Below are 26,998 nucleotides of genomic sequence, written 5' to 3'. Positions count from 1 at the left end.
TATGCGCAATCTGATTAGTTTTAATTTAGTACTCCTTGTCTTTACTGCTCATACCCTGAAGGCAGAAACCCAAGAGATTGAGCTTCGATATAGGATAAGTCCAAATACAGACTTTATCTCTGAGTCTACGAATGAATCAGTGAATTCGTTACAAGTACTTGAGGACCGTGGAATCATTGCGAACTCAAAAGGTAAGCTAACCATGGAGCCTAAAATCCAACACCTTGTTACGAAGAATAAAATTCGAATAATTACTGGTAGCTTGCAAGCAGATCAAACATATCCATTGGAAGTTAGCTTTCTGGAAAAAGAAACATATAGAAAGGATCAATCTGGGAAAGATACACTGGTTCAGCAGCCGATTGATGTTAAAGGCATGCATGTTTCAGGCTCAATTAACGCTTCCGGACAAATATTAGAAGAGTCAGTCAAAATCTCCGGAATGAAAGAATTGCCACCAGAGCTCAATCAGCTAGTTCAAAAAATAGCATCATCAACCATGTCACAAATTACAAATGTTGAAACGCTGAAGTTATCACTGGGCAAAAGCACGCCTCAAGAAATTTCACTCAAAGTGCCGATCGGTAACATAGTCGTTATAGACGTTAAAATGCATATCGATAATAAGCTACTGGCTATCGATAATGGTATTGCCCGAATTTCCCAAACTTATTCCATGGATTTTATTGTGCCGAATGGTCTTTTCAAAGCTACTACGGTAGGTGATGGAAGTGGAATGATGCTTTACGATACAAAAGCTCAGATATTCCAACATAGTGAGACTGAGACGCGGATGTCGATAATTTTCGAAACTGCTAAAGAAGGCAAGATCGAAATTAAAACGAATTCAAAGCAAATTCAATCAACCCACCCATTCATAGAAGATAAGTCTTATTGATCCTGGCGCAAATCGTGATTTTCTGATTAGCACTGGGAGCCAATTTAGGCTGAATTTTTAAACATTTTTGGGACTTACTGGGCCGTCGAGCGCTTATAGAATCAGACTATGCGATTCATAGTTAATTAATATTCATAGGCTATTTTGCTTTGTCTCTGCATGGGTTATTAAAAAGAGAACCAATTCAATTATGAAAAGCATTTTAAAACCACTCATATTGGTTGTTGTTGTATCGGTCTTAACATTGGTGGGTTGTTCATCACTCCCAGAGCATGTCGCTAATCCTGATAAAAACAAACTGGGTATCCTGATTATGGCGGGTGAGGGGTTTAATCCAACCTATGATGATCCTAAGGACCAAAAAGTTAGAGCCACTTGGTTGGAGACCTCAAAAAAGTTAGCAGAGTATTTAGAGACTGAGATTGAACAAGAACATCACACAGATGCTGAACAGGCTATAAATTTAAACTCTCGGATCGATTCCAACACTTTTATAGCGCAACAATTTGCGCAGAAAAGAGTCGATGGGCTTATTCAAGTCAGAATCAGCCATATCAAAAACACTTCTGAGAATACTATTTACCTAAAACTCGCCTATAACGCAGTGCAATACGGTAAAAATCCGCAAGGTGGTGACACGATGATTATTGGGAAAGGGATAGAGGAAAAATACACGCTGGTCGGAGTTAATTTTGAGGGCTCGAAAACTCCCCTTAATTACTTTACCCATGACTTTATACGCAAGTTATCCCAAAAAGGGTTTATTGCGGATTAAAGAATCATGCTGCTAATTATTCGCATAGCCCTAACCCCAAAGCCTGCAAAATTTCCCCCGTTGCTAAATTCTGCACAAAGGCAACCAAACTCAAGTCACGTTGCTTCCATGCTGGTTGAAGTTGAATTTCATGACTAGCACTTATTTTGCCATCGACACCCACCTTAAACGGCCCTAACCACTGGCGCACCACATAATCATGGCGCAGCAGCTCGCCACGGTTTTCACCTGCATTGACAGTGGATTGCAGGTTGTTTTCTTGTAGCGCGAGGTAATAGACCAATGGCCCTGCCTCAGCGGTTTTGATGTTTGTGGATACTTGCACTGACTTTGGTGTGGGTGAATTCACTGCAAGACGAATTTCGGCTTTAGCGGGCATGCGATTGATGCTGGCAATTTCATTTTCAAAGCGCGATTCACTTAACCAGCTGCGGCTATCTTGCCCGTTGATGGCAATTTGTGGGGTATACACACCACGCGCATGCCCTGACGCGGCCATGTCACGCTGCCGCCTGGCAAAGGCAGGGTTGGCAAAGGTGTCTTTCCAGCCGATGTAATCCCAATAATCCACATGTAAGGTCATCGGCACGATGTTGCCCAGCTGATTGCCTTGCGTTTTCAGGTGCGTTAACCACTGGTCAGCGGGTGGGCAACTGCTACAGCCTTCTGAGGTATATAGCTCCACCAGGGCATTGGTCTGTGGGCCGCTGACGGCACTGCATTGTGGTTGCGCAAGGGCGTTTGATGCAAACACGATGGCGCATAAAGCGGTGAGCAGAGATTGTTTGTTCATGACGAGACTCCATCAATTGGCTGGAGTGGATTGGTCGTGTGACTTGTTGATGCCTTACACGTATTTGTTCTCCGACGCAGTTTCAAGACTAAATGTGATAGTTTGTGCAAAATGTACAAAATAGACATTTTGTACTATGATTAGGCAAACAGGAGAGTTGATTATGCAATATGTTTCTGCAACAGATGCTAAACAAAATATGGCGGCTTTAATTGATACGGCACAGCGCGAGCCAGTGACGATTCGTCGTCAAAACCGTGATGTTGCGATTGTGCTTTCTCCCGCTGAATATCAACGCTTGCGCGGGCTGAATCTGGCTGAGTTTCAATCATTTTGTGACCGTGTGGGGCAGCAGGCGGTGGCAAACGGCTTAACCGAGGACAAATTAGCCGAGTTGCTGACCAATGAGTGAGGCGTTACGGGTAGTCTGTGACACCAATACTTTGATCCGTTATTTGCTGTTACCGAACAGCGTTTCGTCAATTGCCGTGCGTAAAGCTTTTGAGCAAGGTGTATTGCTGGTGTCTGAGTCTACGCTCAATGAACTGGCGGACGTATTATCTCGCCCAAAGTTTGACCGCTATATTTCGCTTGAAGACAGGCAAGCTTTTTTTAGACTGTTTAGTCGCATGTATGAACGTGTGAATATTGTCTATCCCGTGAATGCCTGCCGTGACCCAAAAGACAATCAATTTTTAGAAGTCGCCGTGAATGGTGGTGCATCGATGATCATCACGGGCGATGCTGACTTGTTGGTGTTGCATCCTTTTCAAGGCATCTCTATTTTGACTGCCGCACAGTTTAATGCGCTTTGAATTAAGCAGGTCTCACACTCTTGTAAGCCAAGCCACATCTCCGCGTTTTTATTACCTTAAAGACGCATGCGACGTGATCAGGTCGCTATTCTTTCATGCGGCTCCCAAGCAGGTTTGCAACGATATTTTTCTTGCTATACGCTAATGCTACATACGTTTTGACGAGAGGGATGAACGATGGCTATAAGCACGGTGTTCATTAACAATCGCACGCAAGCTGTTCGCCTGCCTGCTGAAATGCGCTTGCCAGAGGATGTGAAACTGGTGAACGTGCGTGCACTTGGTAACGAGCGCATTATCACGCCGATTGCTGAAACCTGGGATAGCTTTTTTAATGCTAACTTGACGGTGAGCGATGATTTTATGCCAACGCGGTAGGGCGGACTCGCTTTCAGTGCGCAGCATGGTTCATTTCAAATACAACGCACCATGCGCGGGAGCTACATAAAAACAATTGCCTTAAGCATTCACCGCGTATTTTTCTTATACATACGGAAAGACTCCACACTCAACTGCCTGGTGATGGTTTTGATTTCCAGTGTCTGCTTGCCTTTTTGGTAGAGGAATGTGCAGCCGTCAATTTCCATCGAGATGCAATCGGTGACCTCTGTCATGCCCATGTTGTAGATTTCTTGCGCGTATAGACTAGCCCGATCAATCTTGGTGTTTTTGATTGGCGCCCACCCTTGATCAATCAGCGTTTGCTTGACCTCGTTGTATGGTTTGCCTTCAGTCATAAAGCTTAAGTCATTGGCAGCAAAGGCAACGCTGCAGCTCATCATAAAGAGGATTGCTAATATTTTTGTAAGCATGGTTTTCACCGCCTGATTAGTCAAAATGTTTAGGCAAACTGTGCCACAAACTGCTCAATCTCGCGGTGAATGGCATCGTGTGCGGTGAGGCCTTTGATCCAGCGTGGCGGAATCGCCTCCAACCCCAACGAAGCACCCAAAATCGCGCCCAGCACCGCACCGCGGTGGCAGTTATCCCCGCCGACATTGGTGTTGGCAATAAGCGCGCTTTCAAAGTCGTCGTGGTAGCGGGTGGCGAGGTAGAGCACAGATGGAAACGACTGGTCTATGTAGCAGGCGGGGCTGAGTAGGCCACCAATCACGTCGAGGTCAGATTTTTGTGTGGCGCGCACTTGCGCCACGACTTTGGCGGCCGGGAATCCTAACTGACTGGCCGCAGCGCTGGCGAGTTGTTCGTTGTCAGGGTGTGGTGAGTTGAAAATTTCAAACAAGAGTTGGCTCAGTGCCAGCGTATGGCGCTCTAACTCGGTTGAGCGGTGGGTGAGGTTTTGTTGCGTTAAGGCGGCTTGGTTGCAGGCGGCCAGGTCGTTCGCCTTCACGCTGGCCATGACCACCATAGGAATATTCACCAGGCCGCCGATAGAAGCAGTATCGTGGCCTTCGTCGCCCGCACATTTTTCCGGGGCCACGCCTTTGGCATAGTTGGCAAAAAAATCACGGTGGTATGACTCAGCATAAGTGTCGTTGTGCTGATCAGGCTCGGTCATAAAGCGCACATAGGCTTGCAAAAAGTCTGCGGGATCATGCTGGCCCTGGGCGATAAGGGAGCGCAGCAACACACGGGCGCACAGCAGGTTAAGCGTGTTGTCGCCTGCCTGCATGCCTTGGTGATAGTGGCCGTTAGGCAGGCCCCAGAATTGTTTTTTGCCTTTTAAAATCACACTGCCGACAATGTCGCCCGCTTGTGTGCCGCGGCCTGCCTTGCCTGTGCTGGCCAGGGGCATGATGGAGCTGGGGTGGCTGGCTTTTGGCGCTTGATAGTTGCGAATTTGACCAAAGTCTTGCCAGAGGGCGGCGATGTTGTAATACCAGTGCACGGGCATGGCCAGCGCATCGCCAATAAACATACCCCAGAGGGCGCCGCGCATCCGGTCTGCACGTTGGAGGGTGGTGATTGGCATCGGGGATCCTTGGTTAACAGCCTTGCAATTGCTGGCTTTTACATTGCGTGGCCAATTGGGTGGCCGCGGCTTTTTGCTCTTCGCTCATTTGCGCATAAAGATAATTCAGCATTTTGCTGTGGCGATTCACCAGGCGTTTTTCTTCGTTTTGGGTTGCCAATATCAACCACATCGCCGCTTTGAGGGTATTTTGCTCTACGCCGGCCCCTTGCTGGTAAAGCTCGGCCAGGTAGCCCTGGGCTTCACTATTGTTGTTGCTGGCGGCCAGGCTTAACCAGTGCACGGCGGCGGGCATGTCTTGCGCAATCACTTCGCCCCGCAAATACAGCATGCCTAAATTGAGCTGCGATTTCACATGACCTTGCTTGGCTGCTTGCTCGTAATAGGCCACCGCTTGCGGGTAGCTGATGCTTTGAATCTGGCGCTGAAACACCAGTGAACCCAGCGTGTACTGCGCCTCTTTGTAATTCAACTCGGCCGATTTTGTGTACCACTTGACCGCTTCGTCCATGCTTTTGGGCACGCCATCGCCGTTCTGCGACATCAGGCCCAGGTTGTAGCAGGCTTTGGCATCGTTTTGACTGGCGAGCGACAGATAAATGGCGTGGGCAGCGGCATAGTCTTTTTGCAGTAGCTTCTGTCTGGCTTCTTCTAGCGTGTTTGCCTGCGCGAGGCTGGCTGCACACAGCACGCACAGCATCAATGCGGTGGAGATTACTTTGCTGAATAACTGCGCCAACATCGTTTTAGCTGCTTGCGTCATGGCTGTTCCTAGCGTGTGGTGAGGGGAGTAGTTAAGTTGAGAGACCGTGACGGCTGCAGGCGGCTTTTAATCGCGCCAGCGCCGCGAGCACGTTGGCTTGGGGTGTGCCTATGTTCATGCGCATAAACCCTTCGCCGCCATGACCAAACATCGCACCGGGCGAGAGGCCGAGTTGTGCTTCTTCAATAAAAAAGCGTTTTAATGCGGCGTCATGCAGATTGAGGGCGCGGCAATCCAGCCATAGCAGATAAGTGGCTTGCGGAGCGATGACTTTGATACTGGGCAGCTCTGCCTGAATATACGCCACTGCCGCATCGCGCGTAGCTTGCAGATAAGGCATCAGCTCATTTAGCCAGTTGTCGCCGCCGCGATAGGCCGCTTCAAAGGCGGCCATGTTGAGTGGGTTGGTCACTGAGAGGCCCAGCGTGTTGAGCTGGCGTTGAATGGCTTGCCGATGCGCGGTGTTTGGCACAATCAAGGCTGAGAGACCCAGGCCTGGAATATTGAAGGTTTTGCTGGGCGAGACGGCGGTAATCACGCGGTGGGACAACGCGGTTTGCTCGGCGGTTTCGGCTTGCATGGCCAGGCGGCTTAAGGGCTGGTGTTGCGCTTCTGCATAGACTAAATCGGCATGGATTTCGTCGGAGAGCACAACTAAGTCGTGCTGGTTAGCGATGCTTAAAATGGCTTCCATTTCTGCCGTTTGCCACACCCGACCTACCGGATTATGCGGTGAGCATAGCAGCAGCATGCGCGCCTGTTGCGCGCACGCCGTCAGGTGATCCATATCCATCTGGTATTGCGGCTGGTTTGCGTGATCGGAGGTCAGGCGTAACGGGTTTTCAAGCAAACGCCGTTGCTGGCCCGTGACCGCTGAAAAAAACGGAAAATACACGGGTGGTTGCACGATCACCCCGTCGTTGGGGGCGGTGAGGGCAGCGACGACCAGGTTGAGCGAGGGCACCACGCCGGGTGTGAGCACAATCCATTCGCGCTGGACTGGCCAACCGTGCTTGATTTGTAGCCAATCAATCAGTGCTTGATACAGGCTGTCGGGTGCCAGGGAATAACCAAACACCGGATGGGCGATGCGCGCTTGCAGCGCCTCGGTCACTGCTGCGGGCACGGCAAAATCCATATCGGCCACCCACATGGGCATGACCTCGGTGGTGCCGAAGGTCTGCTGGCGGCCATCGTATTTTAATGCGCCGCTACCTTCACGCGCGATGGGCTGGTCAAAGCGGCTGCTCAACGCACGCGCTCCCATAGCGTCACTTCTGACAGCGTATGCTGGAATTTGTGGCGGGTTTCACGAATCACAAACGGAATCTCTACCGGGGCTTGCATGAGTTTGAAGTGTGGGCTTAGCAGCGCTTTCAAGCCATCCAGCGTGGTCACATTTTCGCCATCTTGCTTGTAGCCGCCTATCCATTCCTCACGCGGGGTGTGCTCTTCCAGCCAGGTATACGGCGAGGTGATCATGAGTACGCCGCCGATATTCAGGCGTTCGTGAATGCTGCTTAAGAACTGGCGCGGGCTATACAGCCGGTCAATTAAATTGGCAGCCAGAATAAAGTCGTAGCCGGTGAATTGAGGCTTGAGGTTGCAGGCATCGCCCTGCCAGAATTCCACTTTATCGACCACCTGGTCTAAGCCTAAGGCACTCAGTGTGCGCTCCTGGTAGCTGACCAAGTCGCCTTCATTGACCATGGTGTAACGCAACACGCCCTGTTCGGCCGCTTGTAACGCCAAGCCAATAAAGCGGGCAGAAAAGTCTATGCCGGTGACGTGATCAAACTGTGTGGCCAGCTCAAAAGTGGCACGGCCGGTGGCACAGCCCAAATCTAGTGCGGTGCGTTTTGGTTTGGCTTGCAAATGCTGCAGGGCATAATCGCTCAGCGCTTTGGGGAAGTTGGGTACGCCAAAATAGCTGTCACCATAATGGAATTCGGCATACTCGGACAGCTGCTTGTCAGATTCGTAATACGAGCTGTTATTTTCTACGGGGGTATCAGTCACAATATAGCGGAATCCTGCATGTTGAAAAAAATGTCGGCGAAAGGCGTAGCGTGCACTTTTAATCGCCTCGTTGCCCGTTGATATCCAGGAGCCGCCCTTGATGAGATTATGGCGGCCATCATAGGTCGGGGTGGTAAAGTCATCGTACAACGGGTGTACTTTAAAGCCATCAAACGGAAAAATGGGTGTTTCTGTCCATTGCCAGACATTGCCCACCACATCATACAGCTCACCGTGTGCAAACTGATTGACCGGACAAGAAGACGCACCCTGGTCTAAAAACAGATTGGCATGATGGCCGTTGGCGACCTGGGCGTCGGACAAGCCTGCATGTTCATACAGACTATACCACTCCTGCTCGCTGGGCAGACGCACTGGTTTGCCCCGCTGTGCAGACAGCCAATTGCAAAACGCTTTGGCCTCATGGTAATTGACTTCTACCGGCCAGCTCCATGGCATGTCGATTTCTTCCGTCAGCAGGCGCAGTTGCCAGCCGGAGGCTTGTTTGATCCAAAACGTGGGATGCTCGGCTTGCGTATAGGTGCGCCAGGCCCAGCCTTCTTCTTGCCAGTAGGCCTCTGCCTGGTAGCCGCCCGCTTCCACAAAGCTTAAAAACTCGGTATTAGAGGTCAGGTATTGGGCCGCCTCAAAGGCTGGGCAGTGGCCGTGAAATTGACCGTATTCATTATCCCAGCCGTAATACGTGTCTGACTTGCGCAACACAATTTCACGCGCCGGGATATGCACCAAGCGATTTTCAGGGGCGACCACATCCCGCGCAGCAGAGGGTGCCCATGCGGGGGAGGGGCGAACATACTGTAAGGCATGTTGCCGGATCAGTACCGAGCTGGTTTCCAGATGGATGCGCTCATGCTCAATGCCCATCAGAATCGGCCACCATGGGCTCTCCCAATCAATCGGCAGCTCAAAAGGCAGGCGCGTGATCAGTTGGTCAACCACTTCGCGCACCTGTGTACGGTAGGCCTTCACCTCCGCTGGCGTTGGCCATTGGTAGTGGGCCTCGTTCACGTCATCCCAGCCCATTTCATCGACGCCGACCGCAAACATGGACTCAAACCTGGGATTCACGCGTTCGGTGATGAGCCCGGCCAGAATCAGCTTGTTGATAAAAAAGGTGTGGGTATGGCCGTAGTAAAAAATCAGCGGATGTCTCAGCGCAATGGGTTTCACGTAGTACGCTTGCTCGTTGCTAAGCAGCGTAAACAAGGCTTCATAGACATCTGAGGTCTCATGAAAATAAGCCCGTATCTGCTCACGCGTGAGCGATATGTGATCCTGGCTGAGTAGAAGGCTGCGATGAGGAGGTTTGGTCATGTCTGTCGTGATTGGTTTCGTGGCCTGTCTATCAAGCGCATCTTTAGAGATTGGAAAGTAAACGCACACAGAGAGGAATGTAAATCCCCAGGCAGCGCTTGTTTATTGAATAGCATTTGAAATGATTGGTTCAATTTGAATGCACGATACGCATTGGTGTCGTAGCGATGGATAGGGTGCGCAGCAAACGGCGGCAAGGCTGTTATGCAATCAAACCCAGCCATTGCGCCGCGCCTACCGCCGAGGCCTCTACGGCTTGTTGATAAGTGGCCGTCGCTGGCAAATGGTCAGCCAGCTGGTGTAGCGATCTGTAGCCAGGGTCTAAGCGTATGTCTTTTTCGCGGAAGATGCTGTGCTCTTGGGCATAGGTGTCTGCCAGCGCTCGCAGCGATTCGGCCAAGGGCTTGTTGGGCGCGCTGGGGATAAAGTCACCCAGCAGCCACAGGTGCACATTCTCCTCTTGGGAGTAGCCTGCTTTAGGGTCAGCCAGCATCATCGCATGGTCTATTCTAGCCTGAGTTTCAACTTCTTTCGGGTCACCATAGGCGACCTCGTAATATTTCACCGCACGCGTGAGCAAAGAGGTCGGGCCGTCAATCGGCACCTGGCCCACCGCATAATAGCCCGCAATGGCGCGCAGGCTTTGCAAATGATGCTCTTTGCCGACAAAGTGGATGGGTTCACCTTGTGCCTGCAAGGCTTGAATCCCCGCCGCCATGTCTTTGGTCGCGGCGTAAATCAGCGCGGCGCTCTGTTCGGGACTACTATGCTTGGCACTATCACGCTCGGCACTAGCATGCTCGACACTTTTTCGGGCCAGGCTGTAGTTGATCATGGCGGTGCCGTTGCGATACAGCTCCAGCGCACTGGCGGCAGCGACTTCACCCTGCGCATCCAGCACCACCGACACAGCCATTTTGGTGCCGTTGGCATTGCCGCCCGCCAAGGCAGCCAGCCAATTAGGCAACTGCTCTGCGGGCCATTCCGGGTATTGCTCGCGGGCAAGGGCAAACACTTGTGGCAGCAGCCGGGATTGCTCGGTGACGCTTAAGTTTTGCAACCTTACGATGCTGTGTGCTGGGGGTAGATTGTAGTCGTAGCGGGCGATCATAGTGACCTATTTTAAGTGTGGTACAAGTGAGCATTCAACCGTTTTTCTGCAAGGGTGTCAGCGCACTGATTGTATGAGTGCTGCAGGCTTGCAATCTCGCTACGATGCTGGCTGGCATGCAAAGGCGCTTTAGGCATGAAAACCAGGCATTTTAGGCGGTTGTAATAAATCCTTCACAAAATGGATTCATGATGGACGACATTTGAAATGCCGCCTTTATGAAGTCATTGTTTCCGCATCTCCGACCGCTGTTACTGCTCCTGTTGGCAGCCGTGCAGATGCCTGCTTTTGCAGCGGAGGTTATTGCGCCGCCCGCTTTTGTCAAAGACGGCCTCTCCGCCCGGTTACCCGATCAAAATCATTCACCGCTGGCTGCTGAGCAGCTGGAAGACACGGCGCTCGATCTCAACAAAACCATCTATCTCGCGCTGCAGGCAGACCCGCAAATCAAGTCTGCGGTGGAAGGCATTTATCAGGCCGAGGCGGACCTGGTCACGGCCAAGTTGCCGCCTAACCCGGTGATGAACGTCTCTAATACCTTGATGCCGCTGAATCAGTCTTTTAACGTCAATCGCCAAGGCGGCCCTCCGCAGTTTGATCTCGGGGTGGCATATCCGATTGATTGGTTTGTGTTTGGCAAGCGTGCGGCTGAGATGCGCGCTGCCCAACTCGGTGTGGAGGTGGCCAGGGCGAGTGTGAATGACACTATCCGGTTGCGCATTGCTGGGGCGATTGCAGCTTTTTACGATGTGCTGGAGGCGCAAAATCTGCAAGCGCTGGCGCAGGAGGATTTCACCGAGCTGGCGGCCCTGAAAGCGTTGACGGAAAAACGGGTGTTAATCGGCGGGGCCGGGTCTATCGAGCTGGATAGAGTGAATTTGTCTTTGCTCTCCAGCCAAACCGAGTTGCGCGCCAAACGGGTGGCTGTGGAAAATGCCATTAGCCGCCTGAAGGCCTTTCTGGGCATGCAAAAGAACAAAGCCATCCACGTGGTTGGCAGCCTGGAGATTGAGCATCCGCAGCCGATCAGTGATCCTGAGTATTTGATCCAGATGGCCGAGGAAAACCGGCCGGATATCGCCATGCTAAAGCGGCAAATCGAACAGTCAGTCGGCAATATCGAGCTCGAAGAGGTCAAGGCCTATCCCTCGGTGGTGACCCATTTGGGGGTGACCCGCCAGTTTCAGAAAGAGGCGATTGGTTTCCCGGATCAGAATGCCTGGGGCATAGGCGTGGATGTTTCGTTGCCAGTATTTGACCGCAACCAGGGCAATATTGCCAAGGCCAAATCACTCAAAAGACAGAGTGAGCTGGATCTGGATACGCAGCTGATTGAGCTCAGGTCTGAAATCGAGCGAAATTACCACATTTATGACGCTTCGTATCTGGTGCTGGTCAATGAGGCCGACACCAAGCTGGGTGTTTCTAAAGTGATCCGTGACAAGATGAAAGCGGCTTACGCGCTGGGCGGCAAGAGTCTGTTCGAGTTGTTGGATGCGCAAAGAAACTACCGGGAAACCAATCGCGTACACATTATGACGTTATCCAACTATTGGCATTCGCTCTACGCCTTGAATGCAGCCATTGGGAAGCAGGTTTTAAAATGAGTCAATTACAAAAAAAAGGCGCCCTAGTTGCACTGGTGTTGTTGGGAATAGTAGGTGCCGGCCTCTATTACATGGCTACACGCTCGGTCAAGCCTGCGGTCGCATCGGCACCGGCCCAGCAGGGTCAGGCAGTGACGCTGTTGCGGAACGGGCAAATCCTGATTGATCCGGCTTCTACCTTTAATCGCAAGATTCTGCGCGAGCAGCTGCAACTGCAAGCGGTCAGTTTGCCGGACTTGACCGTGACAGGCAGCATTATTGCCAAACGAAAACCGACCAGCGCGGCCGCCGATGAGCAGTATGAGTTCATCAATCAGCAAATCTCCAGTTTGTATGCCAACTGGAAAAACGATGGCAATGAAATCGAGTTTTTGAGCAAGCAGTACAAGAAAACTGCCGAGTTGAACGAGGCCAAGTTGCACTCGCAACGGATAGAGGTGGAGCGCCTGAAAAAACTGGTGGATATCGGCACAGAAGCTGCCAGAGACTTGAGCTTGTCCGAAGCCAACTTGCTACAGGCGCAGCTGGAAGGGCAGAAAGCGCTGTTTGATATTCAGAGCGCTTTAAACCAGGCAAGAAACAACCGTGCGGATGCGGAACGTCAGCTGTTTCAGCAGGGCATAGACATTGATTTATTGATCCGCCTGAAGGCGGATGAAGTGTTGGTGGCGGGCGATGTGCCGGAAATGAATGCCGGCAAGGTGTATGCGGGCCAGGCCCTGACCACCGTGTTTTACGGCAATGCGGATAAACCTTTTGCGGGCAAGCTGGCGAGTATTTCTCCGCTGGTGTCATTTGAGAAGCGTTCCTTACGCATTTACTATGCGCTGCAGGACAGCCTGCATCAGCTCAGGCCCGGCATGTTTGCCGATATCCAGTTAGGCACTGAGCAGCGCAAAAAAATGCTGGTGTCGAATGAGGCCCTGATTCATCTCAATAAAAAAGATTATGTCTTTGTCTTGAGTCAGCCGAATACCTGGAAGCTGGTGGAAGTGACCATCGGCGATAATTTTGACCGTAAATCGGTTGAAATCCTGTCCGGGCTGCGAGAACACGACACCATCATTGCGCATGGCGCCATTTTGCTCAAGCCTTTGGCCATCAAGGCGGTAGAGATTGTGAATACGGATGAGAGTGCTGCATCATGATGGCGAAATTGATTCGCCAGGCATTGCAGTACAAATGGATCGTCATCGGCGTGCTGGCGGCGCTGAGTCTGTTGAGCCTGTATTCCCTGTCGCGCATGAAAATCGATGCCTATCCGGATATTTCATCGCAAATGGTGCAGATCATTACGGTGTTTCCGGGCAAGGCACCCGAGGATGTCGAGCGCCAGGTCACTGTGCCGCTCGAAATCCTGATGAAAAATGTCCCCAATGTGGAGACCGTCCGCTCGCGAACCATCTTTGGTTTGTCGGTGATTCAGCTTATTTTCAAGGAAGGCACCGAAAGTTACTGGGCGCGGCAGCGCGTGCAGGAAAAACTGTCACTGTTTACGCTGCCGCCGGGGGCTGAGGCCGAGCTGGGGCCACTGGCGACGGCGTATGGGGAGATGGTGCGCTATCAGCTGACCGGCGGTGAGGGCAGCGACCTGGTGCAGTTGCGTACCCTGAATGACTGGGTGGTGATCCCCAGGCTGTTACGGGCGGATGGGGTAGCCGAGGTCACCAATTTCGGCGGCTATGAGAAACAGTACGGCATTATTCTGAATCCCTCGCAATTGCGTCGCTACGATGTGTCGGTGAATGATGTGATTGAGGCCGTGCAATTAAACAACGCCAACTCGGGCGGCAGCCTGCTGTCGCGAGGCAGTATGTCATTTGTCATTCGCGGTGAAGGTGCGATCAAAAGCAAGAAAAATATTGAGGATAGTTTTCTCAAGAATATCGATGGCCAGCCCATTTACGTGCGCGATGTGGCCAGTGTGCAAATCAACAAAAAGATTCCGGCCGGGATTTTTAGCAAGAATACGGTGGATGAATCCGTCGAAGGCATCGTCTTGCTCAGAAAAGGCGAAAACCCCTCCGAGGTGCTGGCCAGGGTCAAACAGGCGATACAGGAGCTGAACGACGGCATGCTGCCCAAGGGCGTCCAGCTGGTGCCATTTTATGACCGCAGTGAGCTAATCAACAGCACCTTGCATACGGTGACGCATAGCGTGGTGTTAGGCATTGCGCTGGTGTTGCTGGTGCTGTTCTTGTTTTTTGGACGGCCCTCGCTGGCTATTCTGGTGGCCTTGACCATTCCGGTGGCGTTGGTGTTTGCCTTGCTGGTGATGTATTTGACCGATATCCCGATTGGCTTGCTGTCCTTGGGTGCGATTGATTTCGGTGTGCTGGTGGATGGGGCGATCATCATTTCTGAAAACATAGCCAGACGTCTGGATGAGCGCAATCATGCCGCGGATCCGCCATCGGTGGAGCTCACGGTGCTCAATGCCACGCTGGAGGTGGAAAAACCAGTATTCGTTTCAATTTTGCTGATTATTGGTGGCTTTTTGCCCCTGATCTCGCTCACGCATATTGAGGGCTTGTTATTCCGGCCCATGGCCATGACCATTATTTTTGCACTGATAGGCGCCAGTTTATTCTCATTCTTTGTGGTGCCGGTGCTGGCGACGATGATCTTTAAACAGGGATTCAAGGAGCGGCACAACCCAGTCCTCGAGCGCGTGAATCAGTGGTATACCCGTGGCATCACGCACTTGTTGCGCCATGCCTCGAAAACGCTGTTGGCGGTGTTTGCCAGCCTGATCTTGCTGCTGGTCTGGGTGGTGCCCAAAATCGGCAGCGAGTTTTTACCGTATATGGATGAAGGCGTGGTCTGGGTGCGCGCCAATTTCCCGGAGGGGACATCGCTTGAGCAGACCGCACTGTTTGGCAAGCGCTTGCGCGAAATTGCGCTGCAGTACCCGGAGGTGAAGTATGCCACCATTCAGACCGGCCGCAATGACAGCGGCACCGACCCGTATCCGCCAAGCCGGATCGAGATGATGATTGTGCCACAACCGCATGAGCGCTGGCAGCAGTTTGCCACCAAGGCCGAGTTGATTGTTGCCCTGGGGCAGGCATTTAGAAATGAGTTTCCAACCACCCGATTCAACTTTACCCAGCCTATTATCGACAGTGTGACCGAGGATTCCAACGGCACCTCGGCCGATATGGCGGTGGAGTTTTCCGGGCCAGACCTTGATGTGTTACTGGGCTTGGCCAGGCAGTCCGAGGATTGGCTGAAAACGGTGGACGGTGCGGTGGATGTGAATATCGAGCAGGAGGGGCCGCAGCCGCAGCTGGTGATTACGCCCAACCGTGCCTTGTGCGCGCGCTACAAAGTCAATATTCATGATCTTTCGGCGTTTATTGATAATGCGATTGGCGGTGCACCCGTGGGCGTGATTTACGAAGGCGAGCGCAGGTTTGATATTGTGGCCAAGTTTGACAAGGCGGCCATCAGCTCTGTCAATGCCATAGAACGCTTGCCGGTGACCAACACCGATGGCGTGACGATCCCGCTGTCGCAGGTCGCTACCATCCGTGTGGTAGATGGGCAAACGATTATCGCCCGCGGTGATGGCAAGCATAGAATCACCGTGCGCAGCGACATCCGTGGCCGCGATCAGGGCGGCTTCGTCGCCGAAGCGCAACAGTTGCTGGCACAAAAAATGGTGATTCCAAACGGTTACCGGATGAGCTGGATCGGCATGTATGAAAATCTGGACCGTGCCGCCAACCACTTCAAGGTGCTGGTGCCGCTGACCATGGCCATCATCTTTGCCATCCTGTTTTTCTTTTTTAAATCCTATCGCGATACGCTGGTGGTGTTGTCTGTGTTGCCCGCCGCGCTGGCGGGCGGGCTGTTGGCGCTGTTCATGCGCGGCATGCATCTGAATGTGTCTACCGGGGTTGGCTTTGCCGCCGTGTTTGGGGTGTCGATCATGAGCGGGGTACTCATGGTTAAAACCATTAAAAACTACTCAACGCAGGGGCAGGCCTTGCATACCGCGATTATTGAGGGCGCCAGCGTTTGCATGCGGCCAGTCATGATGGCCTCATTGGTCGCGATCTTGGGCTTGCTGCCCGCCTCGCTTGCGACGGGGCTGGGCTCGGATGTACAACGCCCGCTGGCGACAGTGATCGTGTGGGGGCTGTTCTTCTCGTCAGTGATTTCGCTATTTATTTTGCCGGTGATGTATCAGGCCTTGCACGGCAGACATGCCCGATAAAAAAGCCACCTAGTGCGGCTTTTTTATCAGAGGCTGTACAGGCTTAGCCGCACAGTCATTCCGCCTTATTTGGCATGTAGCCTGGCATTCAGCTGGTCGATGACCTCTGCCCAGTCCGCATCCTTCAATATTTCTTCTCTTAAAAAAGCTGCTTGCGCCGGTGTCCAATACGGGGCATCCGCCAGTGAAATGGTGCCGGCCAGTTGACGATGCGTGTGGATAAACTGTTCAATCTCGGCATCACTATTCGGCAAGCCGAGTTGGGCAAACAGATTGTTGAGGCTGTGTAGTGACGCTTCCATAAGGCGGACTCCTGACGTTGTGAGGTTGACTAAGCACGGCATCTGCGAGGCGGGCAAACGATTCGCCTGCCTACCTGCGCGGTCATTGAGGTCACCAGTCTACGCCGAAACTTGGTCGGCTAGTGGTTCTCTGACGGCTGCCTGGCCTCAGGGGTGATCCAGCCGCTTTTGATCTGGCGGGCCAGCGGTAAACTGGCCAGCAAGTACCGAATAAAGCGGGCGGCTGAAGATGCGCGAGGTGACGGTGGCAATCAGTGACACCGCCATCAGGCTGATCACCATTTCATGGCCGTCTATCATCTCCATGACAATAATAAACGAGGTGATGGGCGCTTGTGTTACGCCGGCCAGAAAGCCGGCCATGCACAAGGCACTAAAGGCAATGGTAAGGTGGTGGTAATGAAAAATGCTGGCTAAGTCATAGCCTATGCCCGCGCCGATAGAGAGCGCCGGGGCAAAAATGCCGCCGGGGATCCCGCTTAAATAAGTGAAGATGGTAGAGAGGTATTTGACCACAGGGTAGTACCAGGTTTCATTGATGGAGCCATTGAGCATGGCCTTGGTGAGTGAATACCCTGAGCCATTGGCGGCACCATGACTGACAATGCCCAGGCCGGCCACCAGCAGCGCACAAAAGCCCGTCCAGTATAGCGGATGACGGGTACGCAAGCGGGTGATTCTGCCGGGCAGGTTTTCTGTGAGTTCGATCAGGGTTTTGCTGAAGATGCCGCCAAACACGCCACATACCAGCCCGCCAATCAGCACGGGCAGCAAAATTTGCGTATCAATCGGACTCACTCTGAGGCTGCCAAAATAGGTGTAATTGCCTTGCAATGAAATCGAAACCAGCCCGGACAAGACAATGGCCGAAATCATCACGCCATTGGTTCTTTGCTCAAATTTGCGGCTGAGCTCTTCTATGGCAAAGATAATCCCTGCCAGCGGGGTATTGAACGCCGCCGAAATGCCCGCGGCCCCACCGGCCAGAATCAGGTGTTTAGGGTCGATTTGAAAGGTTTGCGGCAAAAAACGGCGAAAGGCATGCATGATGCTGGCCCCCACTTGTACCGAAGGACCTTCTCTGCCTGCGGAAAAACCTGCGGCCAGGCCGAGGATGACCAGCCCCATTTTTGAGACCGCAATTTTAATCGATACCAAATGGCCAATCGGCTGATGTTCTGCGTACGACAGCGCCGCCATGGTCTGCGGGATGCCGCTGCCGGCAGCGCCGGCAAACCAGCGCTTGGTCGCCCAGACTATAAAAATGCCTACCACGGGCATGACGATGAGCGGTAGCCACCAGAGCGCCGATTGCATCTGATCAAACCAGGCGATGGCATACTCGGTGGCACGGGCAAACAACACAATGACCAGCCCGGTGATGATGGCCGCCGACCAGATGATCAGACGGCCTAGCCACAGATGCACATCAGTCATTTTGATGGAGGCGAGGATATTTTTCAGGTCGTTCAGCATGGAGGTATCGCTGCCAGTTTACCGGGAGTGGGTGCTTGCGCGATGCACTAAACTTAAGTTCATGAGCGCAGGCTTTAACAAAAATGCACTTACATCATAACAAATATGATGAGCATAAATACTTGTTATGACGTTTAAAGTAGCTCTTCGACGTGCTTTTTGATATTTGCCGCCATTTTGGGGGTAGGCAAATCATTGGTGTCGGTGCCAAACGGGTCTTCAATTTCTTCGGCAATCAGCTCCAGACTGGCTAAGACGTAAAAGATAAACACCACCACCGGGATCACGTAATAGCCCAGGCTAAACACAAAGCCGAACGGTAGCGTCATCACGTAGAAGAAAATGAATTTTTTGATGAACGCGCTATAAGAGTAGGGGATGGGCGTGTTTTTGATCCGTTCGCACACCCCGCACACTTCGGTGAAGGACTTGAGTTCGTCATGAATAATAAAAAACTGGTCACCGCTGATTTTGCCTGAAGTATAAAGCAAGTTGGCTTGTTGAAAAATGCGCTTGGCGATCTGGTTCGGGTGGTGCTCATGGTGGTCAATGTCCAGATCCAGCCCTTCAAACAGCATTTTGCTCACCTCGGCATTCATCAAGTGTTGGGAAAGCACGGTGGCATAAGTGGGGATAATTTTTCTGAAAAAATCACGGTCGTGGTCATCGCCCAGGTAAGCCGATAGCTTGATTGCCAGATTGCGGCTGTTATTGACCAGCGACCCCCAGGCTTTGCGGCCCTCCCACCAGCGGTCGTAGGCGGTATTGGTGCGGTAGGCCAGCAACAAGGACAAGACAAAACCGACGGTGGTATGTATAAGCGACAGATTTTTGACATGGCTGCTGTCGGCCAGCTTCCAGTATTCGATTTCAAGATAGGCGACGCCTCCGGCATAGGCGCCAATCAGTAGCATCATCGGCATCAGTTGGCGGAAGGTATCTGACTCGTGAAAACGAAAGATGAAGGTCAGCCAGTCTTTGGGGTTGTATTGAATCATGCCGATTGCCTGTGAAATGTTGGCCCCAGTTTAACATGGCACTGACACAATCTTTGTTGCCAGGACGGCGCTGTTCTGGCCGCCTTTTGCAAGCACTCAACTATTTTTAAATTATTTTCAAAAAATCTGTAAGGCCGCGTTGCTTGCCTCGACTAAGGGTTACAGAACACATTTTCTGTTTAACTTTTTAATTGAATCCTTAGGAGATAGTATGAAAACGACTCAAAAATTGGCCAGCGCAGCATTGTTAGGTTTGTTCACTGCAACGGTGATGAGTGCCAGCCCTGCATTTGCTGGGGATGAAGGCAAGTCTGGCTGCAATAGCAAAGATAACGCCAAGATGGAAAAGGCCAATTGCAAAACTGCTGACGGTAAAGAGAAGCATGCATGCAAAGGCAAAAATTCCTGTAAAGGCCAGGGCGGTGATGGCAAGAATGCGTGTAAAGGGCATGGTTCATGCGCCACGGACGGCAGTAAGTAAGCAGGTCATTTTCTTGAATCATTTCAAGGTGGCGGGGCAGTGGCCCTGCCGCTTTGCAAGGAGTGAATTGTCATGCTGCTGACCAATCCTGTAACAAATGCATTCCCCAATCTGGGCTTTGGACTGGGCCTCAGACCCACGCACTACCCGTATATTTTTGAACAGCAGCCGCAGGTGGACTGGTTTGAAATTATTTCTGAAAACTTTATGGATACCGACGGCAAGCCCAAGCGCAATCTGGCGCGTATCAAGGAGCAATACCCGATCGTCATGCATGGTGTGTCGATGTCCATCGGCAGTGTAGATGCATTGAATTCTGAATACCTGACCAAGCTCAAGGCGCTAATTGACTGGGTGCAACCGGCCTGGGTGTCGGATCATCTGTGCTGGACTGGTGTGGCACATAAAAATACCCATGATTTGCTGCCGCTGCCCTACACCGAAGAGTCGCTCAAGCATATTGTGCAGCGTATCTGCCAGGTGCAGGACAGGCTGGGCCGCAGAATCGCGCTCGAAAATCCATCTACCTATCTGGAGTTCAAGCATTCCACCATTCCAGAGGCCGAGTTTATTGCGGCCATGGCGCAAGCGGCAGACTGCCATTTGCTGCTGGATGTGAATAATGTCTATGTGACGAGCTACAACCACCGGCTGGATGCACAAGCCTATCTGGATGCCCTGCCAATGGAGCGGGTGATTCAGGTGCATCTTTCGGGGCACCGCAACAAAGGCAGTCACATCGTTGATACCCACGATGACCATGTGACGGAGGCTGTGTGGGGGCTGTACCAATATGTGGTGCACCGGGCTGGCCGCGTGCCGAATACCATGATTGAGTGGGATGACCAGATCCCGGAGTTTCCGGTGTTGGCTGCTGAGCTGGAGAAAGCCCGGCAAGTGGCTAGCCAGGCTAGCGCCTATGCCTTGCCAGAGTCAGCCAAGTCGGTTGAGGCATCTACCCCAGCCATGCAACCGTCTTTACTGCAGGCGCAAACCCACTTTCAGCAAGCCATTGTGCTGGGCGATCGCATGGACAGTCGTCCGACAGAGTGGATACGCGCCAAGGCCGAGTTTGCGCCAGAGGCACAGTTGTCGGTGTATACCGAGGCGTACCGTTACCGCTTGTTTGACGTGGTGGCCGAAGATTATCCGGTGTTGGCGCATTATTTAACGCCACCAGTCTTTGACCGGCTGCTGTGGGATTTTATTGCGGCGGTGCAACCAGACCATTTTAATATCGGCCGCTTTGCGCTCAAGCTGCCTGCGTTTATGCAAATTGCGCTGCCTAAGCATGGTTTTGCCCATGCGCTCTGCCAGTTGGAAACGCTGGTCGCACAAATGATGGACCCGGCTGAAACGCCTGTGCTGGAAGCTTCGCAGCTAAAGGGGCTCACGCCGGATGGATTGATGGACTTGCAACTGATGCCCAGAGCAGCGTTAACACTGGCGCACTTTAGCCACGGTGTGAATGCATACTATCAGGCCGTGATGGACGAGGTGCCGACGCCGATGGACGAAGCCGTTGACGAGTATCTGGTGGTGTATCGCCATGAGGATGTGGTTTGGCGCATGACGCTGGAGGCGCAGGAGTTCGCATTGCTGACTGCCTTGTTTGGCGGGGCGACCGTGGGCGAGGCGTTAGCTGGTCTGGATGACGCAGCAGGCCCCGAGGTCATGGCCTATTTTTCAAAATGGATGAGAAACGGCTTGCTGGCCGCAACTCAGGTGGCGGCGACGATTGACGCTACCGCGGCTGACACCGCTCATCTGCAAAAGGAGGAAACACATGCATATCTTGTTTGAGGGATTGATCGCTTGGCCGAAAAAAGTGGCTGCGCATTTTGAATGGCTGGGCCCGTTGGTCGCCCGCGTCGTGGTGGGCTACACCTTTATGCTCACGGGCTGGGGCAAGCTGAATAACCTACCCGCCATTATTGAGAACTTTCAAAGCTGGGGCATCCCTTTCCCAGAATTCATGACGCCATTTGTGGCCGGCTGGGAGTTTTTCGGTGGGTTAGGCCTGATTCTGGGCTTGATGACGCGTATTTGTGGCGGGGCACTGGCGGTGGTGATGGTGGTAGCGATTATTTCGGCAAAACTGGCCGATATCGATTCGCTGGAAACCTTGCTCGGCTTTGAGGAGGCGACTTACTTTGCTGTGTTTACCTGGCTGGCGATTTGCGGGGCAGGCAAGGCTTCGCTGGATGATTGGCTGGAGCGGCGCTACAAAAACCATTAATGCTCATCCGTGCATCGGCCATTGGTGCACTGCCCTCAAGCATCGGGGGTAGTCACTGCGCGGATGAATCGTTGACCAGCATGGCACTCGCCAGCGCACCCACTTCACGCACGGCCTGTTCAATGGCCAGTGTCCACAAGTGACTGAAGTTAAGGCGGATGTAGTGCGTGAATTCTTTTTTGCGCGAGAAGATGGTGCCTGGCGCGACGGTGATGCCGTTATCAATCGCGGCACGGTAAAGGGCAAGCGCATCAATGCTGGGTGGCAGTTTGACCCAGATCACATAACCGCCTTGTGGCACGGACAGCTGAGTGCCCGCCGGAAAACTTTGCTCGATCACGTTGCGAATCAGCACGTAGTTGGAGCGCAGGGTGTGGCGCAATTGTTTGAGGTGCTGCTCAAAGCTGTCGCGCTGCATGAATTTGGCGATGGCAATTTGTGGCGGCGAAGGCAGTGACAGACTGTTGAGAAACATGAGCCGCTCGACTTCCTGACGGTAGCGTCCGGCCACGGTCCAGCCGACGCGGTAGCCAGGCGCCAGCGATTTGGAGAAGGACGAACAATGCAGCACCATGCCTTGCTGGTCATAGGCTTTGGCCGGCTTGGGCGGCGTGTCACTGAAATAGAGCTCGCTGTACACGTCATCTTCAATCAGCGGGATTTGCTGCGCTGCCAGAAAGCTCACCAGTGCCTGCTTTTTGGCTTCTGGCATGGCAAAGCCGAGCGGATTCTGGAAGTTTGTGGTGAGGATGACGGCGGCAATGCGCACGTTGTTGCTCACGGCCTGCAAGGCGTCGAGGTCTATGCCCGTCAGTGGGTCAGTGCGTAGCTCGGCGACTTTCATGCCCAGGCGTTCTACCGTATGTGCCAGCGCATAGTAGCCGGGCGATTCGAGTGCGATGGTATCGCCCGCTTTAGCCACCGCTTGCAGGCACAGGGTAATCGCCTCGGTTGCGCCGTGGGTAATGACAATATCATCGGGCGACACATCCATGCCATGCGCCAGGTAACGCCGCGCAATCTGCTGGCGTAATAACTCGTTGCCTGGGGGCAAATCACTCAAGACACCCCATTCGCCCTGGTCATCGGTCAGCGCTTTTTCATACTGGTGGATTTTTTTGAGCGGGAATAGCTGCGGATCAGGAAATGGTGACCCCAGCGGCACTGTGCCAAATTCGCGGATGGATTTAAGCGTAGTGAGGACTAACTTGCTGGCGTCGACTTCGGCCAGATTCAGGTCTTTGGCTAACGGCGAGGCGGCCTTTTGCTGCAGGCGTTTGCGTGGGGTGACGTAATAGCCGGATTGCGGATGGCTGCTGATGACGCCTTCTTGCTCCAGCAACAAATAGGCACGCAACACCGTGCTGATACTCAAGCCATATTGCTGGCTGGCTTGCCGTACCGAGAAGATTTTTTCACCTGGCCGCAAGACGCCTTCGTCTATCATGGCGCGGATGCGGGCGGCGAGCGAGACGTAAAGCTTCATGGATGGCAAGGCTTGCGAGTATCAAGATGTTCACCATTATACGTGAAGCCAGCGGGCGAGGATTTTCCAGAACAACGATACAACAGCCTGCGTTTAAACACGCTTGCCCTGTTTAAACGCACCTGGGTGAGTTAAAAAAGATCAGGCTGTTTGCAAGGCCAGCGCAACCTCAGCCCCAGTGGCAGTCAGACTGGCCACCAGCCGGTCCTTTTGTGCGCATACCTTGACCAGCGCCTGGTCATCGAGCGCAGTTAACAGTCGCTGCAGTGTGCTCATGCGCAGCTCGAGACGTTTGCATAGCGCGGCCAGCGGCATGTGCGCGCGGCCCTGGCTGTGTTCCGCATACAGGCATTCGAGGATGCTGAGCAGCATGACCGCACTCGGGTCCAGCGGGGTCAGGTTGATTGAACTGTCTTCCCGAGCCTGCGAGTCTTCAACCGCAGTGGGCAGCGTCACCTCTGCCTCGAGCATGGACTGTAGGGTGTGGTCACGTTCAAGCAGCATGGGCGACCTCGGGGGCAGTGGTTTTCTCGATGATCACCGGAATCGATTTGGAGGTCGGGGTGCGCGAATCGTCGGCTACGCTTTCCAGCGGCACCAGGTTATTGGTTTCCGGGTAATAGCCACTCAGGCAGCCTGCCGGAATATCGTAAGCCACCACCAAAAATCTGTCTGCGCGGCGCGTGATGCCATCCTGCCAGACGCTGACCAGGTTGATCCAGTCCCCGGCTTGCAGGCCCTGGCGTGTGATATCGGCCGGGTTCATGAAAATGACACGGCGCTCGCCAAAGACGCCGCGATAGCGGTCATCCATGCCATAAATGGTGGTGTTGTACTGGTCATGTGAGCGGGTGGTCATCAGTACAAATAACTGATCGCCATATTGCTCACGGGCCTGATGGATGGGCGAGTTTTTAGGGATGGCTTGCAGCGTGAACTCAGCCTTGCCAGAGGCGGTATTCCAGATGCGCTCGCTAGACGGCACGGGCAGGCGGAATCCCCCTGGGCGTTTGATGCGCTCGTTATAGTCTTTAAACGCCACCGGCAGCGTTTGTTCAATCAGGTCACGGATTTTGCTGTAATCCTCAATCAGCGCCAGCCAGGGGATGCTGCTTGCCTTGAGCGTTGCTGCGGCCAGGCGCGCTACAATCGCGGGCTCTGACAACAAGTGCGGGGAAGCAGGTTTGTTCATGCCATACGAAATATGCACCATGCTCATGGAGTCTTCCACGGTCACGCCTTGCGGGCCTGTGGCTTGCGTGTCGACTTCGGTGCGACCCAAACAGGGCAGTATCAAGGCCTGTTTACCATGCACCAGATGGCTACGGTTGAGCTTGGTGGTGACATGCGCGGTCATCTCGCAATTGCGCATGCCTTGCCAGGTGCGGTCAGTATCTGGCGTGGAGATTGAAAAGTTACCGCCCAGGCCAAAAAAGAATTTCACTTTGCCTGCAATCATGGCTTCGATGGCGCCTACCGCATCATAACCTGGCGCTTTGGGGACATTGAGGTCAAACACCTGGTCCAGCCGTTGCAGAAACTCCAGCGGCATTTTTTCATAAATGCCTACCGTGCGATTGCCCTGCACATTGCTATGGCCGCGTACCGGGCATAGGCCTGCGCCTTCCTTGCCGATATTGCCGCGCAACAGCATCAGGTTGACCAGGGTTTTAATGGTGGCGACGCCATGTTTGTGCTGGGTAATGCCCATGCCCCAGGTCGCAATGACGCGATCACCGGTAGCATAAATGCGGGCAATTTCCTCAATCTGTGCCAAGGGGACGCCGGATTCTTCAACGATGACCTCCCAGCTTTCCTGGCGCGCATCTGCGGCAATCTCGGCAAAGTTGTTGGTGTGTTCGGCAATGAAATCGACATCGACCACGCGCTCGGTGCCATGCAGAATGGCTTCATCATCCCATTGGATGACGAATTTGATCATGCCTTTGATCAGCGCCAGGTCCCCGCCCAGCTTGGGCTGGATAAACAGGCTGCTGATCTTGCTGCCTTTAAAGCTCAGCATGTCAAACGGGCTTTGCGGGTCGGCAAAACGTTCCAGGCCACGCTCTTTGAGCGGGTTGATGGCGACAATGCGTGCGCCGCGTTTAGCCGCTTCACGTAACTCACCCAGCATGCGCGGATGGTTGGTGGCCGGATTTTGGCCAAAAATCAGCAGCGTATCGGCATGCTCAAAGTCATGCAGGGTCACTGAGCCTTTGCCGATGCCCACCGTGGCAGGCAAGGCAATACTGGTGGATTCATGGCACAGGTTGGAGCAATCAGGAAAGTTGTTGGTGCCAAATGCACGCACAAACAGCTGGTAGAGAAAGGCGGCTTCATTGCTGGCGCGGCCCGAGGTGTAAAACACGGCCTCATCTGGATGATCCAGACCGTTAAGCTGTGTTGCCATCAGCGCAAAGGCCTCGTCCCAGGACACTTCTTCATATTTGTCGGTGACCGCGTTATAACGCATGGGGTGGGTCAGGCGGCCTTCATTTTCCAGGTCGAAGTCGCTCCAGCCCATCAGTTCCGTCACCGTATGCTGGGCAAAAAAAGCCGGTGGAACACGTTTGGCCGTGGCTTCGGCGGCCACCGCCTTCACGCCGTTTTCACAAAACTCAAAGGTAGAGGTGTGCTCTTTGTCCGGCCAGGCACAACCTGGGCAGTCAAAGCCATCGGGCTGGTTTTGTGACAATAGCGTCATCACGCCTTTGACCGGGATTTTTTGCAGCGCCAGTTGGGCGGCCACTTGCTTCAATGCGCCCCAGCCAGCGGCCGGGTGGTGATACGGTTTAATCACAGCTTTGGATTGCGACATAGTTTCCAGTAAGATTGCGTCAGTACGTTTAACAGTGACAACAGGCGAGATTCAACTTGTCTGTCAGTGGGTTGCGCGGATTGCGGATGGTGTTTATCGTAGTCAGGTTGAGGCAACAAAAACAGACACAGAACCGCCCTAATTTTTAGGATACAGTTATTACGGCAGCGATTCTGATTCCTGCAGGGTCAGGCGTGGTTTTCAGTCAAAACGCCATTCCTTAAACGTGAATCCGAGCAGCGTTGCGGGAGTGTTTGACCCAGGCAACACCGCCCATGTGGAGACCTGTGTTGTGCACGTGAGGTTGAGGTGTGCACGTAGATGAAGCAGCAGACTTAGGCGACGTGCTGATAACGGTATTGTTGGGTATTACGTGTCTGCCAGCGACCCTGTCTAAATGCGTTGATCAGGGTTTTTGCCCGCTCACTGTGCATGCCGTCAAAACCGGGTTGATCCCTATCCAAAAAGTCGGTCAATCCAGTCACATGAGCCAAGTCTTCACGCGTCACATGGCGATACCCCATACTCCAGTCGTTAAAACTGCGCGCATCAATGGGTTCTTCAATCAGCTTCATCACATGATGGTGGCGCTGATCATGCGCGATTTTTTCATAGAGGGCATCGATCACCGCCCGCTCCCCTTCCAGCACTTGAAAGAAACATCCTTCCATATACAGCAGCATGCCGGTGATGTGCAGGTGGCGGTTGTTCTCTCGCGCCATCGCCAGAAGCTGGATCAGCTCCTGGCTGGACATCAGGTGGTCGGCAATGCTGGTATAGCTCAGCATTACGAGGTCGTTTTCCTGTATCGGATCATGGTCCATGGCAGTTCCTTGATGAAACAGACAAACACTATGACCCGTTTGCTTGGGCGAAGGTTCTGGGTGGATGGGAGCGCATGCCTGAAGCTACGCAGACAAACTTAAG

Annotated in this window: 25 protein-coding genes; 11 read left to right on the top strand and 14 right to left on the bottom strand. The window is 53.0% G+C overall.

The window, feature by feature from the left end; genetic code table 11:
• The first annotated feature begins 1 nt into the window (after position 1).
• Entirely contained in the window at positions 2 to 898 is an 897-nt protein-coding gene (locus ACT53D_RS09965; protein WP_476155976.1) for a hypothetical protein, read from the top strand.
• A 190-nt stretch (positions 899 to 1,088) separates the two neighbouring features.
• The gene (locus ACT53D_RS09960; protein WP_476155974.1) at positions 1,089 to 1,673 is read left to right on the top strand and encodes a hypothetical protein; all 585 of its coding nucleotides are present in this window, start codon (positions 1,089 to 1,091) and stop codon (positions 1,671 to 1,673) included.
• A gap of 16 nt (positions 1,674 to 1,689) precedes the next feature.
• On the opposite strand, the gene ACT53D_RS09955 is transcribed toward ACT53D_RS09960, so the two are convergent.
• The gene (locus ACT53D_RS09955; RefSeq protein ID WP_476155972.1) at positions 1,690 to 2,466 is read right to left on the bottom strand and encodes a DUF1223 domain-containing protein; all 777 of its coding nucleotides are present in this window, start codon (positions 2,464 to 2,466) and stop codon (positions 1,690 to 1,692) included.
• A gap of 163 nt (positions 2,467 to 2,629) precedes the next feature.
• Here ACT53D_RS09955 and ACT53D_RS09950 point away from each other — a divergent pair, with 163 nt between their 5' ends.
• The 3 genes from ACT53D_RS09950 to vapB all read left to right on the top strand — a co-directional run bounded on the left by ACT53D_RS09950 (position 2,630) and on the right by vapB (position 3,659).
• Positions 2,630 to 2,878 (top strand): type II toxin-antitoxin system Phd/YefM family antitoxin, encoded by a 249-nt coding sequence (locus ACT53D_RS09950; protein ID WP_194748922.1) that lies wholly within the window; start codon positions 2,630 to 2,632, stop codon positions 2,876 to 2,878.
• Positions 2,871 to 3,281, top strand: coding sequence for a putative toxin-antitoxin system toxin component, PIN family (locus tag ACT53D_RS09945; RefSeq protein WP_476155969.1), 411 nt, complete (start codon positions 2,871 to 2,873; stop codon positions 3,279 to 3,281). Before ACT53D_RS09950 ends, ACT53D_RS09945 begins: the two co-directional genes overlap by 8 nt.
• A 177-nt stretch (positions 3,282 to 3,458) precedes the next feature.
• Positions 3,459 to 3,659 (top strand): type II toxin-antitoxin system VapB family antitoxin, encoded by a 201-nt coding sequence (vapB, locus tag ACT53D_RS09940; RefSeq protein ID WP_049637567.1) that lies wholly within the window; start codon positions 3,459 to 3,461, stop codon positions 3,657 to 3,659.
• Between the two features lie 89 nt (positions 3,660 to 3,748).
• On the opposite strand, the gene ACT53D_RS09935 is transcribed toward vapB, so the two are convergent.
• From ACT53D_RS09935 to ACT53D_RS09910, 6 genes are all read right to left on the bottom strand, one after another.
• The gene (locus ACT53D_RS09935; RefSeq protein ID WP_476155967.1) at positions 3,749 to 4,063 is read right to left on the bottom strand and encodes a hypothetical protein; all 315 of its coding nucleotides are present in this window, start codon (positions 4,061 to 4,063) and stop codon (positions 3,749 to 3,751) included.
• A 59-nt stretch (positions 4,064 to 4,122) separates the two neighbouring features.
• Positions 4,123 to 5,214 (bottom strand): ADP-ribosylglycohydrolase family protein, encoded by a 1,092-nt coding sequence (locus ACT53D_RS09930; RefSeq protein ID WP_476155965.1) that lies wholly within the window; start codon positions 5,212 to 5,214, stop codon positions 4,123 to 4,125.
• Between the two features lie 13 nt (positions 5,215 to 5,227).
• The gene (locus ACT53D_RS09925; protein WP_476155963.1) at positions 5,228 to 5,977 is read right to left on the bottom strand and encodes a tetratricopeptide repeat protein; all 750 of its coding nucleotides are present in this window, start codon (positions 5,975 to 5,977) and stop codon (positions 5,228 to 5,230) included.
• Between the two features lie 31 nt (positions 5,978 to 6,008).
• On the bottom strand, positions 6,009 to 7,244 hold the full coding sequence (locus ACT53D_RS09920; protein WP_476155961.1) for a MalY/PatB family protein: 1,236 nt from the start codon (positions 7,242 to 7,244) through the stop codon (positions 6,009 to 6,011).
• Positions 7,226 to 9,331 (bottom strand): 5-histidylcysteine sulfoxide synthase, encoded by a 2,106-nt coding sequence (gene ovoA, locus ACT53D_RS09915; protein WP_476155959.1) that lies wholly within the window; start codon positions 9,329 to 9,331, stop codon positions 7,226 to 7,228. The genes ACT53D_RS09920 and ovoA overlap by 19 nt, the downstream gene beginning before the upstream one ends.
• 202 nt (positions 9,332 to 9,533) lie before the next feature.
• Positions 9,534 to 10,442: a hypothetical protein gene (locus ACT53D_RS09910; protein ID WP_476155957.1), complete on the bottom strand. Its 909-nt coding sequence runs from the start codon at positions 10,440 to 10,442 to the stop codon at positions 9,534 to 9,536.
• A gap of 218 nt (positions 10,443 to 10,660) precedes the next feature.
• Between ACT53D_RS09910 and ACT53D_RS09905 the strand changes: the two genes are divergently transcribed.
• Genes ACT53D_RS09905 through ACT53D_RS09895 form a run of 3 tightly spaced genes read left to right on the top strand, consistent with a single transcriptional unit; the run spans position 10,661 to position 16,271 of the window.
• Positions 10,661 to 12,049, top strand: coding sequence for a TolC family protein (locus ACT53D_RS09905; RefSeq protein WP_476155955.1), 1,389 nt, complete (start codon positions 10,661 to 10,663; stop codon positions 12,047 to 12,049).
• Positions 12,046 to 13,197, top strand: a complete 1,152-nt coding sequence (locus tag ACT53D_RS09900; protein ID WP_476155953.1) for an efflux RND transporter periplasmic adaptor subunit — start codon at positions 12,046 to 12,048, stop codon at positions 13,195 to 13,197. Before ACT53D_RS09905 ends, ACT53D_RS09900 begins: the two co-directional genes overlap by 4 nt.
• Complete coding sequence (locus tag ACT53D_RS09895; protein ID WP_476155951.1) at positions 13,194 to 16,271, top strand: efflux RND transporter permease subunit; 3,078 nt, start codon at positions 13,194 to 13,196, stop codon at positions 16,269 to 16,271. Before ACT53D_RS09900 ends, ACT53D_RS09895 begins: the two co-directional genes overlap by 4 nt.
• A 65-nt stretch (positions 16,272 to 16,336) precedes the next feature.
• On the opposite strand, the gene ACT53D_RS09890 is transcribed toward ACT53D_RS09895, so the two are convergent.
• The 3 genes from ACT53D_RS09890 to ACT53D_RS09880 form a co-directional block, all read right to left on the bottom strand.
• Positions 16,337 to 16,573, bottom strand: a complete 237-nt coding sequence (locus ACT53D_RS09890; protein WP_194748910.1) for a DUF2789 domain-containing protein — start codon at positions 16,571 to 16,573, stop codon at positions 16,337 to 16,339.
• Positions 16,574 to 16,720: 147 nt separating this feature from the next.
• The gene (locus ACT53D_RS09885) at positions 16,721 to 18,049 is read right to left on the bottom strand and encodes a chloride channel protein (RefSeq protein WP_379074210.1); all 1,329 of its coding nucleotides are present in this window, start codon (positions 18,047 to 18,049) and stop codon (positions 16,721 to 16,723) included.
• Between the two features lie 134 nt (positions 18,050 to 18,183).
• Positions 18,184 to 19,047 carry a bestrophin family protein gene (locus tag ACT53D_RS09880; protein ID WP_476155948.1) on the bottom strand — a complete coding sequence of 288 codons (864 nt, stop codon included), beginning with the start codon at positions 19,045 to 19,047 and terminating at the stop codon, positions 18,184 to 18,186.
• A 211-nt stretch (positions 19,048 to 19,258) separates the two neighbouring features.
• On the opposite strand from ACT53D_RS09880, the gene ACT53D_RS09875 reads away from it, so the two are divergent.
• The 3 genes from ACT53D_RS09875 to ACT53D_RS09865 all read left to right on the top strand — a co-directional run bounded on the left by ACT53D_RS09875 (position 19,259) and on the right by ACT53D_RS09865 (position 21,767).
• Positions 19,259 to 19,528 carry a hypothetical protein gene (locus ACT53D_RS09875; protein ID WP_476155946.1) on the top strand — a complete coding sequence of 90 codons (270 nt, stop codon included), beginning with the start codon at positions 19,259 to 19,261 and terminating at the stop codon, positions 19,526 to 19,528.
• 72 nt (positions 19,529 to 19,600) lie between these two features.
• The gene (gene bufB, locus ACT53D_RS09870; RefSeq protein WP_476155944.1) at positions 19,601 to 21,331 is read left to right on the top strand and encodes an MNIO family bufferin maturase; all 1,731 of its coding nucleotides are present in this window, start codon (positions 19,601 to 19,603) and stop codon (positions 21,329 to 21,331) included.
• On the top strand, positions 21,315 to 21,767 hold the full coding sequence (locus ACT53D_RS09865) for a DoxX family protein (protein ID WP_476155942.1): 453 nt from the start codon (positions 21,315 to 21,317) through the stop codon (positions 21,765 to 21,767). Before bufB ends, ACT53D_RS09865 begins: the two co-directional genes overlap by 17 nt.
• A 52-nt stretch (positions 21,768 to 21,819) precedes the next feature.
• Here the strand turns inward: ACT53D_RS09865 and ACT53D_RS09860 are convergent, their stop codons facing one another.
• The 4 genes from ACT53D_RS09860 to ACT53D_RS09845 form a co-directional block, all read right to left on the bottom strand.
• A complete protein-coding gene (locus ACT53D_RS09860) occupies positions 21,820 to 23,253 on the bottom strand; it encodes an aminotransferase-like domain-containing protein (protein WP_476155940.1) in 1,434 nt (477 codons plus the stop codon).
• A 141-nt stretch (positions 23,254 to 23,394) separates the two neighbouring features.
• The gene (locus tag ACT53D_RS09855; protein ID WP_476155938.1) at positions 23,395 to 23,757 is read right to left on the bottom strand and encodes a hypothetical protein; all 363 of its coding nucleotides are present in this window, start codon (positions 23,755 to 23,757) and stop codon (positions 23,395 to 23,397) included.
• Positions 23,747 to 26,071 carry an FdhF/YdeP family oxidoreductase gene (locus tag ACT53D_RS09850; protein ID WP_476155936.1) on the bottom strand — a complete coding sequence of 775 codons (2,325 nt, stop codon included), beginning with the start codon at positions 26,069 to 26,071 and terminating at the stop codon, positions 23,747 to 23,749. The genes ACT53D_RS09855 and ACT53D_RS09850 overlap by 11 nt, the downstream gene beginning before the upstream one ends.
• Before the next feature lie 335 nt (positions 26,072 to 26,406).
• A complete protein-coding gene (locus ACT53D_RS09845; RefSeq protein WP_275357828.1) occupies positions 26,407 to 26,895 on the bottom strand; it encodes a BLUF domain-containing protein in 489 nt (162 codons plus the stop codon).
• Positions 26,896 to 26,998: the final 103 nt, after the last annotated feature.

It is taken from the genome of Methylophilus sp. DMC16 (genome assembly GCF_056314045.1).
This window is presented reverse-complemented; position numbering and strand designations above follow the sequence as displayed.